We start from the raw sequence: 11,788 nt of genomic DNA, 5'->3' as shown, positions 1-11,788 counted from the left end.
TATGAGCATATTAGTAAGCATAGAAAATTTATTGTCTGGAAACATTGTAGAAGGTACACGTATGGAGTTTAAAAAAGGATGGAACCCTAAAACAATTATGCGTTCTGTTTGTGCTTTTGCTAATGATTTTGAAAATGAAGGTAGTGGCTATATTGTTGTTGGTGTAGATGAAGCTGAGGGTAAAGCCATACGCCCTGTTTTAGGTTTTAATCCTAGTGATTTAGAAACCGTTGAAAAACAATTAATAGGCTTTTGTAACCTTATTAAACCTACCTACATGCCTCGTTTGTCTTTGGAGCCAATTGATGGAAAACATGTATTGGTGCTATGGGTTCCATCGGGTAGTAATAGAGCCTATAAAGTGCCAGACGATGTTACTGCGAAACATAAAACCTATAATTATCGTATTAGATACCGTTCTAATAGTGTTATACCAAATCCAGAACAAGAAGCAGAATTGCTGCAGCTTACAGCAAAAATTCCTTTTGACGATAGAGTTAATACACATTCCAATGTAAGTGATATGAGTTTTTCATTAATGCGAGAGCATCTAGAAAAAACAAATAGCAGACTCTACCAAGACAGCCACATCATGACGGTCACCCAATTGGCAGAAAAAATGAATTTATCACAAGGAGCAGATGAACATTTGTTCCCTAAAAATGTGGGTTTATTAATGTTTTCAGATACACCAGAAAAATACTTTAAAGGTGTTCAAATTGATATTGTTGAGTTTCCAAAAGGAGTAGCTGGAAAAGAATTTAATGAAAAAATATTTCATGGAGCAATTCAAAAGCAGTTGGTTGATGTGCTTTCTTATATAAAAACGAATGTTATAAAGGAGAAAGTTATTAAGTATGCAGATAAAGAAGCTTCTGATAGGGTTTTTAACTATCCATTTAATGCAATAGAAGAAGCTTTATCTAATGCTGTTTATCATAGGAATTATGAACTTTTAGACCCTATTGAAGTAAGAATTCTACCAGAAGCTATTGAGATAATAAGTTTTAATGGGGCTGACCCATCTCTAAAGCAACGAGATTTTGACAAAGGAATTGTTAGAGCAAGACGCTATAGAAACAGACGTATAGGTGAGTTTCTTAAAGAGTTAAGGTTAACAGAAGGAAGAGGAACTGGCATCCCAACTATAATAAAAGCATTAGCCGATAACGGTTCTCCAGAGCCAAAATTTGATGCAAACGAACCCGAAAGGACCCATTTTTTAGTTGAGATACCAATTCATTCGGCTTTTTATGGACCAGGTGCGGACCAGGTGCGGGACCAAGTGAATAAGCGTCTAGAATCTTTGAATATAAGGGAGTTGTCAGAGGTTGAGCAGTTAATAAAAGAACTAAAATCATCAGAATGGGACCAAGTGAGGGACCAAGTGAGCGACCAAGCGGACCAGGTGAATAAACATCTTTCTACAATTTTAGAATATTGCTTAAAGCCGAAGAGCAGAAAAGAAGTATGTGAAAAAATTGGATTAGCAAATAAAGATTCAAATTTTAAGCGATATGCTGGAGAAGCTTTAGATTTTAATTGGATAGAAATGACTAGCTCTACCACAAGTAGTGACCAGAAATATGTGACAACAGAAAAAGGAAAAAAACTAATTAAAAGTTAACATGGCTAAAGGAATACATACAGAATTAACATTTGAAGCAGCAATAGAGTTATCCTTATTAGAAGATGGTGATTATGTAAAAGGATATTCCACAGATTTTAATGCAGATTTAGGAATTTTCCCAAAATACGTTATCGAGTTTTTGAAGAACTCGCAACCAAAACAATGGGATAAACTGGCTAATATTCACAAAGATGCTGTAGAAACCAAAGTAATGCAACGCTTACTAAAAGAGTTAGATTCAAAAGGTACGTTAGAGGTTTTACGTAATGGTTTCACTGATTATGGGGTAAAGTTCAATATGGCGTATTTTCGTCCAGAGAGTACTTTAAATCCAGAAGCTGAGATTTTATATAGTAAGAATCATTTAGCAGTTACCAGACAGTTATACTACGAACGTAAAGGTAAAAACTCGTTAGACATTGTACTAAGTTTAAATGGTTTACCTATTGCAACCATAGAGCTTAAAAATCAGTTTTCTGGGCAAAATGTTAGTAATGCTAAAAAGCAATATAAATTCGATAGAGAAGCCAGCGAACCTATATTTCAATTTAAAAAAAGAACGTTGGTTCATTTTGCTTTAGATGCCGATGAATGCGAAATGACAACAAAATTAGCTGGTAAAAAAACAAGATACTTACCCTTTAATTTGGGAGCTAATAACGGTGCTGGTAATCCTTTAAATAAAGATGGGTATCGTACAGCCTATTTATGGGAATACGTTTTAGCTAAAGATAGTTTTATGGACATTATTGGTAAGTTTTTGCATTTAGATGTGGAAGTTTACGAGCTTAATGGCGTAAAGAAGAAAAAGGAAACCATGATATTTCCAAGGTTTCACCAGATGGATGTGGTTCGTAAACTAACCAAAGATGCTAAGGCAAAAGGAGCTGGACAAAACTATCTGGTTCAGCATTCTGCTGGTTCTGGTAAATCTAATTCCATTGCTTGGTTATCTTATAGATTATCTAGTTTACACAATACCCAAAACGAGCGTGTTTTCGATTCGGTAATTGTTATTACAGACCGTAAAGTATTAGATAGTCAGTTACAAAATACCATATACCAGTTTGAACACAAGCAAGGCGTGGTCCAAAAAATAGATAAGAATTCACAACAGTTAGCCGATGCTATTACAGCTGGTTCTAATATCATTATCACCACATTGCAAAAGTTTCCGTTTATCATAGAAAAGATTGGAGAACTTCAAGCAAAAAAATATGCTGTTATAATTGATGAAGCGCATTCTAGCCAAGGAGGTGAAGGAACAAAGAAGTTAAAAGAAGTATTATCTGCAAAAACTTTAGAAGATGCCATTTTAGAAGATGTACATTCTGGATTAGATGAAGATGCCGAAGACCAGATTAGAAAATCTATGGAAGCCAGAGGAAAACAAGACAACCTCAGCTTTTTTGCATTTACAGCAACACCAAAAACTAAAACGATAGAAGTTTTTGGTACGCTTAATAGCGAAGGAATTCCAAAGCCGTTTCATTTATATAGTATGAAACAAGCCATTGAAGAAGGTTTTATTCTGGATGTTTTAAAAAACTATACAACGTATAAAACGTACTTCAAGCTATCTAAAGAAATTGAAGACGACCCGAAGGTTAATAAAAAACAAGCTGCTAGAGCTATAGGTCGTTTTATGTCATTGCATCCGCATAACTTGGCACAAAAAACGGAAGTAATTATAGAGCATTTTAGACAAGTCGTTTCCAAGAAAATTGGTGGTAAAGCCAAAGCCATGTTAGTAACTGGTTCTAGATTACATGCGGTTCGTTATAAAGAAGAATTTGATAAATACATAAAAAATAAAGGCTATACAGATATTAAAACCGTAGTAGCATTTTCGGGTAAAGTGATTTACGATGCATATCCAGAAGGTGTAACAGAAGTAGAACTCAACGGATTTAAGGAAAAGGAATTACCTAAAAAGTTTGCTTCGGATGAATACCAATTATTATTGGTCGCTGATAAATATCAAACAGGATTCGACCAGCCGTTATTGCATACCATGTACGTAGATAAAAAATTATCTGGTGTAAAGTGTGTACAAACCTTATCCAGATTAAACAGAATGCATGCTGGAAAAGAAGATACCTTTATTCTTGACTTTACTAATGAAACCGAAGATATATTAAATTCTTTTCAACCATATTACGAGTTAACAACGATTCAAAACACTACAGACCCAAACCAATTATACGATTTAAAATCCGAAATTGAAAAAGGTCAAATTATCTGGGAATCTGAAATTGATAATTTTTGTAATGTGTTCTTTAAATCTGCAAGAGCTTTAAATGTAAAAGAACAAGGTAAACTTAATGCGTTTATAGACCCAGCAGTAGAACGCTTTAAACAATTACCAGAAGAAAATAGTAAAGACGATGTTATTGGAACAGAAATTACGCAAGATAATTTTAAACACGCCATACAAACCTTTACCAGATTATATTCGTTTTTAACGCAAATTATGCCGTTTAGCGATGTAGAACTGGAGAAGTTATTTACGTACTCTAGATTCTTATTGAAGAAATTACCACGAAAAAACCAAGAAGATAGATTTCAACTTGGTGACGAAGTATCTCTAGAGTATTACCGATTACAACGTGTAGCTGAACAGAATATCGTAATGGAAGGTCAAAATGAATATGGCTTGGAGGGAATGGATGGAGCTGGAATTCGAATGAACAAAGAAGAACAAGAAGCCTTATCTGAAATTATAAACGTGCTGAATAATAGATTTGGAACGGAGTTTAATGATGCGGATAAATTGTTTTTCGACCAAATAGAAGCTGAGTTGATTTTAGATGATAAATTATCAGAACAAGCGAAAAACAATACGTTATCTAATTTTAAATTTGGTTTCGAAGATGCTTTTATGGATAAGCTAATTGCACGAATGGAGCAAAATCAAGATATTTTCACGAAAATGATGGATGATAAAAATTTTGGTGGATTAGTGAAAGATTATATGTTGAAAAAAGTTTATGAACGATTGAATAAGTAATCGAACAGAACATTTTAAAAACAACACTAAAAAGTTTCACTATTATTAGAAGTGAAACTTTTTCATTTCACTAAACACTTAAACACCAACTACTTACGTGTATTTCACGGAAATCACACGTAAATTAGTTTCACTTTTGACTAAATTTAACTAAAAATGAAACTATTTTTATTATATTTGTATTAGATATAATAAAGATATGAGTGTTAAAGGTTCTGTTACTACAAGTGATTATTTAAATTTTGATTCTACGCTTAACAAAGCAATCAAAATAATTAAAAATGACAAAAACTATAAATTAGGGTTTTTAGTCGTTTTAGGTATTAATTCTGGTTTACGCATATCAGACTTATTATCGTTAAAGTTTTCAGATTTAGAATCTGATTCAATAACACTACTTGAAAAAAAGACAAATAAGAAACGTATTATAAGAATTAACGATAATATTAAAAATGCTTTTGATTTATTAAAATCTAAAGTTGACGTTCATGAAGGTTTTATTTTTACTTCAAACCAAAACACCGTTTACAGTACTCAATATGTAAATCGTAAAATCAAAGAATTCTTTGGAACTAAAAAATTATCAATTTCTACGCATTCACTAAGAAAAACTTTTGGTCGTCAAGTGTACTCTAATAATAATGAGACTGAAAAGGCTCTATTATATTTATCAGATTTGTTTAATCATTCGTCACCAGCAATTACAAAACGTTACCTAGGTATAAGACAAGAAGAATTGGATGATATTTATATGAGTTTATAAATATCATGTTTGCTCACTGTATTATAATTCAAGCCTATCAGAACCTTTCTAATAGGCTTTCTTGTATTCAGTAACATTGGTTAAGTAATTAATCATTCAGTTCATTAAATTTCTTATAGTGTGCGTTAAAAATAGTATTGTTTTCAGTTACCCTGTAGTTATGCATACCGTAAAAATTATTCGTAGCGTTAAACGTAGCTAACACAATATCTTTTTTCGAATACTCTTTACTGACTCCCTTCTTAAATGCTACAGATAAACCAAAGTCTTCATTGTTGAACATTGCAAAAGCGATTGCTTCATTTCCTTGGAAGATAACTCCGTATTTGCCATTTTTTTCAGTTAATCTAAAGTTTAATGTGTTTTCTGTAATTGTACTTTCTACTGCTTTAAAACTTGGATGAATGTTTTTCATAATATAATAATTTAAAATGTTAGTGTTAATTGTTTCACTGATGCAAATATCTAACATAACTCTAGGTATAGCGAGGGATTCCCTAGCATTCCCTAAAATTATTAAGTAATATTATTTTTATAGCGAATTAGATGCAATGAAAATAATTTATTCAGCTCGTAAAGAAGTAATGACCTTCTAAGCTATAGCAGACAAGCTAAACAAATTACCTCAATTCAAATTCAATTATTCTTTGGTAAAGAAAAAAGATATTGTTGCTACTGTATGAAGAAAATCCAATTCATCCACCCTATACTTAGTCCAATTTGAATCACCATTAATATATTTTGGTGGATAAATTACTACCAAGTATTCCTCCTCCTCTATTTTCATGTATGAATTGTTCTCATAGGGATTACCTACAAAATTTGTTGAATGCACTAATGTTTTCCATGAATCATATCTTGCTTCCATTTCTGATATTGAATCAAATTTTATCTGCACTTGTTTTTCATTACCATATTTCATAACATCAATTATGTTATCATGTTTACCAATAACTAATTTTAATTCTTTTCTTAATTTTTTAATTTCTTTTTTCATGCTTTTTGTTTTTAATTTATTGTCAATTACTTTTTTTATATTTTTCATTTTAGACGTCTTTTTTTAAGTTAATCATCTCTGGCATAGCATCATAAGTGCGTCCATTTAAAATCCTACCAGCTTTTTTCTTGTTTTTGCCTCCCCATTGTTTGAAGAAGAAATGAACATCAGATTTTTCGCATTGCTGTTGAATATCAATTACCCAATCTTTTTCCATGGGTCTTGCCTTGCTTCCACTTTCGCCTCCTACAATTACCCAATCAATTTTGTCAAGATTCATATTAGGTAATGCGCCTAGTAACGGCTCTAGAGATAAAAATTTGACATGAGCATCGGTTTCTCTTAAGCAATCGATACGATTTTCAACCAACTGATTTTCCACAGAAACACCCATCCATATATTAGGAGTCCAATCCAGTTCTGAATGAACTTCCAGAAGTCGTTCAGCTCGTTTGGTTAATAGTTGGAATGTATGTCTCTGGTTATCATTCATAACCTTAAAGACTTGTTTAATGTAGTCTAGAGGAATTTCTTCATGAAATAAATCGCTCATAGAGTTCACAAAAACGACTCTAGGTTTTCTCCATTTGTAAGGAATCACTAATGTTTTAGGATGAATTCTAACCTCGAAGTTGTCCTTATACTTTTCGATTCCCATAGATTGCCATCTTTTTGATAAAACTTCTGCATAACAGAATTTACAACCTTGTGAAACTTTACTACATCCTGTAGTTGGATTCCATGTTTCTTCTGTCCATTCAATACTTGATTTTGCCATAATATTATTTTTATTAATTATTAATACAGGGCAAATATCTCACATGTTTACAGGTATAGCGAGGGATTCCCTAGCATTCCCTAAAAAATTTATTTATAGGTGACTACACGAAACAATAATCTTATAGAGACTCTGTTCCGAACTTTCCTTTAGAAAAAGTGTTGTGATAAAATTGTCTATAATTACATTATCTTAGCACTTGAATTGTTCATTGAAATAAATTAGAAGTAAAACAACGAGAGTTACCTTATTAGTTACCCTAAAAAGTTAAGCTTTGGTAAGTACTATAAACATTGATGTTTCAAGATAGGTGGAAGAACCTCTTTCTCCGCAAAGCCGAAGCTAACGCTTCGGCTTTTTTTAGGGGATTAAAGAAAAAGCTTACTTTGTAAGCTTTTTTCGATTTATAAAAACTCCTTTTCTTTAAAATCTAGGCAGACATAACTGTTTTCTAAAAAAACGATCCATTTTACACTCCTCTCCAGTTTTATTATTTACAATTACCCTTATTAAATTATTGTTTTTTCATATTGAAAACTTCACCAAATTATACTAATTATTTTTTGATAAACATGTTTGTAAAATACCACTTACCATTTTCGTTTTGCTCTGCTGATATCTGGAAGTGTGTATAATCTCCTTCCATATTTTTTTTATGATCTTCACTTTTTACCCAAGCATTTACCAAGTTTTTTGCACTTGAAAAGCCATAAGCTACATTCTCTGAAACTCTTTTTGCTCCTGAATGTTTTTTTAAATATTCGCTTCTTTTAAAAAAATTATCATGTGATGGGACTGCTTGCGTTATCATATAATCGGTATGTGTGTAAGCTTGTGCTTTTATCACATTCATTTGACCTAAGCTACTTAATCCTTTATCAACTCTATACTGATTAATCAACGCTAAAATTTCAATTTCTATTACCTTGTTTTCTGGCACTATTAAAGATATAGTATCATAAAGATCTGTATCTATGTTTTCTTCAGAACAAGAAGCAAATATTAAACTGAATACTAAAAAAAATACGATGGCTTGTAGCGTTTTCATAATGTACTGGTTTTGATTACATTATAAAATTACAACAGGCATGAACCTTGTTTTATAATATTTCGATTAGCTAAACGTTTGTATAGATGAGTAACGTATTGTTATTGCTAACACCCGTTGACCGACACACAATTACCGTCGAAACAAAAAAACAACACACTAACAATCAATTAATTAAACCAATACACTATGACAGAAATTTACAAAAACAACACCCCTAAGAACATTTACTTAGCTTCGTAAAACTTAAAAACAAAAAGCAACTAACCTTTAATAAGCGCTATTAAATTAATTACATATCCTTTTATTAATTTTCTTTACAACTTATAAACCACGGCTATCTTCTAATAAAACTAAAAAGTGTTTCTTACAAATAATAAAAAGTATAACAAAACAGCCTGTGATGCCTTAAAACGAAAAAACCACTAGACTTAATCAAGTGGTTTTTTTATACAAAGGGGGAATTGGGGGGGGGCGATAAAAATCAAATAACTTATGAAGGGTTATTTTTAATTTCTGTACATTTTTTGAATCTCGATATACACTATTCATCTTTTATAGAAGTAAACTGAAATGCTACTTAGCATACATAATACGACTGTTATAAATAACTATACTTTGATAACACTACAAATATACAATGTATCAGTTTTTGACACGTTTAAACATCTTTAGCTGGATCTTTTATGTAGCCGAACAGTTGTTTTGTGTCGATTAACGGAGTATTACATTATGTAACACTCCATTAATTATTCATGTATTTACTACAGGTAGTGCTCATGAGAAACCATAAACTACATTCACTAATACTTTCTTTGCATCTATATTTTCTTCCACTCAAAAAGTAAATACAAGACTGAACACAAAAAAACAAGTTGGTTTATACCGTTTTCATAATGTTTTATTTTGAATTACATTATAAAAAAACTATATCTTAAAGCCTTATTTCTTGCTATCTCGATTAAGTAAACTTTTATATAAGTGAGCAACTTATTATTTATGGCGACAACATTCACCTATACATAACTATCTATAAAATAAAATTAACACATTTATAACATAAACGTCTATTTTACGCATATTTACTTCTTATAATTATTTCTATAAATTAATTTGCGGTATTTATGAATATTTGACAAGTCTTAACTTACATTGTAATACTGAAGCAACAACATAAACTTAATGCTCAAAAAAACTATAGGGCATGTATAACTAAGTTAAAGATATGTTGTTGATGCTTTAAGCTAAAAGCAAAAGGAATTCGACTCTTTTTAAAATGTTTCATATTATTTACAACACGTTAAGATGAGATAATAATACTTTTTTATAACTAGCCCCTATAGGAAGGACTTGCTCTTTAAGACAAACAGTACCGCGCTTAATTTCGATAATTTCAGCTAGATTAACAATAATTTTTTTATGAATACGTATAAAACTATTATTTTCTAATTTAGATAATACATTTTCTAGATTTAAGGATAATTCATAACTTGCTTGTTTAGCTACGATAAGTAATTTTGATTTTTCCTCTTTAATATAATAAATATCTTCAATTTTTAGTTTTGTAGGTTTTTCATTAATGGTTAATAACAATTGAGATTCATCTATAATACAGAATGAATCTACTACATCTGTACAGCTCTTAACTATTGTTGATGCCTCTTTTTTAAATTGACTTATTATATTGCTTAATGCGGATAAAATATTAGATGGTTGTAATGGTTTTGTGAAAAGATTTGCTACTAATTTAAATTCAGAAGCTTTAGCAATCATTTTTTTATCTGAGGAAGTGATAATAACTACCGGTTGTTGCTTTAAAACCTCAAGAAAATCAATACCAGAAAATACCGGCATTTGTAAATCTAAAAAAACAAGGTTAACAACATTATTATTAAGATACTTTAAAGCATTTAAAGGGTTTTGAAAAGTTCCTACAATCTTTAAATTCTTAACCGGCTCGCATATTTTCTCAATTATGGATATCGCCGTTAATTCATCATCAATAATAATACAATTTAACATCTGTAATCTTTTTATTCTATGACCTTACATAATCACATATCAAACAAAATTAACACACCTACAAAGCACTTTCTGATATTTTCGATGAATGAATAATAACTATAGGTAAGCGACTAAAATTAAACTATGTATTGCAAAATGGTTGAATACTTATTTTAATTAAACGTCTATCAACATTAACGTAAAGGTCATTATCAGTATCCTTTTTAGCGATGTTAGTTATTTATTTCAGTACGGAATCATTTAGATGAGTAACGTATTGTTATTGCTAACACCCATTTATCGATAGCAAAAAACCTCATATACAATTAATTAAATAAAAACTCTAATGAAAATTCACAATAAGTAGTAACCCCTAGAGTATATACTTAGCTTCATAAAGCTAAAAAACAAAGAGTTACACTTCATAAAAGATGTTATTTTATATAGCAACAAAAAGGTTCAGCCTTTTAAAACTGAACCTTTTACAAACATGGTGAATTCAAATCCCCTCAAATACCACCAAAATACTACTCTAATTAAAAAAACAATTAACGTATCTGTTACAAATATATAACCATCTACAAAAAACTTAGCATCACTATTAGTTTAATAGCTTTAATCAATAGATGAATTACTACTTTATAAAGATTAATGGGAAAAGTAACTACCATAACCTGCAGTACAATTACATACAGACTTATTAAATTATTATATTAAAAAAATATCCTTAAAAGCATAGCCTAAAATTCGTTCTAAAAAAGCAACTAACCTTTAATAAGCACTATTAAAATTAATTACATATCCTTTTATTAATTTTCTTTACAACTTATAAACCACGGCTAGCTTCTAATAAAACCATAAAGTGTTTCTTACAAATAATAAAAAATATAACAAAACAGCCTGTGATGCCTTAAAATGAAAAAACATAACTATCTTCAACAAAAAAACGATCCATTTTATATAAAATGGATCGTTTTTTTTATGTTTCTTAGGTATTCTAGCTAAATATTATTCTGGATAATTTCATATATAAAAAATATCCTGAAAAACCTATTACGGTTCCGTTTATAAAGCCACATAAAATATCAATAGGAAAATGAACACCTAAATACAATCTACTATAGGCAAAAACTAACGGAAAAAGAAGTAGGAATCTAATATAACGTACATGATTTTTTAAAAGCATAATTAAAAAAACAGCAACTACTGTAGATGTTGTTGCATGACCAGAAGCAAAACTAAAACTTTGAGGTCTTATTAATGTTCTTAGCAAATCTTTTATAGCAGGATCATTATTTGGCCTTAACCTTTCAAAAACCCCTCTTATAACGTTTGTAATTTGATCTGAAAAAGTAATTAAGGCTGCTATGAATACCATGGTAAACAATCCTTTTTTCCATCCATAATGCTTAAATATCAAAAAAAGTATGAAAACGAATAAAGGAATCCAATTAAACTGATTCGTTATCGCTAACCAAAGTCCATCCCATTGCTCACTTCCTAAATTATTTAAATAAATAAGGAGTTGCTTGTCTTTTTGTATAATGTTTTCTATCAA

General features: G+C 30.5%; 9 protein-coding genes. 3 read left to right on the top strand and 6 right to left on the bottom strand.

The window, feature by feature from the left end:
• The first annotated feature begins 1 nt into the window (after nt 1).
• The 3 genes from P2G10_RS03950 (at nt 2) to P2G10_RS03940 (ending at nt 5,403) form a co-directional block, all read left to right on the top strand.
• Nucleotides 2–1,627: an RNA-binding domain-containing protein gene (locus tag P2G10_RS03950; protein ID WP_275315261.1), complete on the top strand. Its 1,626-nt coding sequence runs from the start codon at nt 2–4 to the stop codon at nt 1,625–1,627.
• A 1-nt stretch (nt 1,628) separates the two neighbouring features.
• The gene (locus tag P2G10_RS03945; RefSeq protein WP_275315259.1) at nt 1,629–4,640 is read left to right on the top strand and encodes a type I restriction endonuclease subunit R; all 3,012 of its coding nucleotides are present in this window, start codon (nt 1,629–1,631) and stop codon (nt 4,638–4,640) included.
• Nucleotides 4,641–4,839: 199 nt separating this feature from the next.
• A complete protein-coding gene (locus P2G10_RS03940) occupies nt 4,840–5,403 on the top strand; it encodes a tyrosine-type recombinase/integrase (protein WP_275315258.1) in 564 nt (187 codons plus the stop codon).
• An 88-nt stretch (nt 5,404–5,491) separates the two neighbouring features.
• Here P2G10_RS03940 and P2G10_RS03935 read toward each other — a convergent pair whose 3' ends face one another.
• The 6 genes from P2G10_RS03935 to P2G10_RS03910 all read right to left on the bottom strand — a co-directional run bounded on the left by P2G10_RS03935 (nt 5,492) and on the right by P2G10_RS03910 (nt 11,788).
• On the bottom strand, nt 5,492–5,818 hold the full coding sequence (locus P2G10_RS03935) for a hypothetical protein (RefSeq protein ID WP_275315257.1): 327 nt from the start codon (nt 5,816–5,818) through the stop codon (nt 5,492–5,494).
• 225 nt (nt 5,819–6,043) lie between these two features.
• Nucleotides 6,044–6,448 (bottom strand): hypothetical protein, encoded by a 405-nt coding sequence (locus P2G10_RS03930; protein ID WP_275315255.1) that lies wholly within the window; start codon nt 6,446–6,448, stop codon nt 6,044–6,046.
• A gap of 1 nt (nt 6,449) precedes the next feature.
• Entirely contained in the window at nt 6,450–7,178 is a 729-nt protein-coding gene (locus P2G10_RS03925) for a DUF5131 family protein (RefSeq protein WP_275315254.1), read from the bottom strand.
• Nucleotides 7,179–7,734: 556 nt separating this feature from the next.
• Nucleotides 7,735–8,226, bottom strand: a complete 492-nt coding sequence (locus P2G10_RS03920; RefSeq protein WP_275315252.1) for a CAP domain-containing protein — start codon at nt 8,224–8,226, stop codon at nt 7,735–7,737.
• Between the two features lie 1,290 nt (nt 8,227–9,516).
• Nucleotides 9,517–10,248 (bottom strand): LytR/AlgR family response regulator transcription factor, encoded by a 732-nt coding sequence (locus P2G10_RS03915; protein ID WP_275315250.1) that lies wholly within the window; start codon nt 10,246–10,248, stop codon nt 9,517–9,519.
• 979 nt (nt 10,249–11,227) lie between these two features.
• A complete protein-coding gene (locus tag P2G10_RS03910; protein ID WP_275315249.1) occupies nt 11,228–11,788 on the bottom strand; it encodes a phosphatase PAP2 family protein in 561 nt (186 codons plus the stop codon).

Source organism: Tenacibaculum bernardetii (genome assembly GCF_029125915.1).
Classification (GTDB): Bacteria; Bacteroidota; Bacteroidia; order Flavobacteriales; family Flavobacteriaceae; genus Polaribacter; species Polaribacter bernardetii.
The sequence above is the reverse complement of the archived record's forward strand: the minus strand, read 5'-3'. Positions and strand labels throughout refer to the sequence as shown.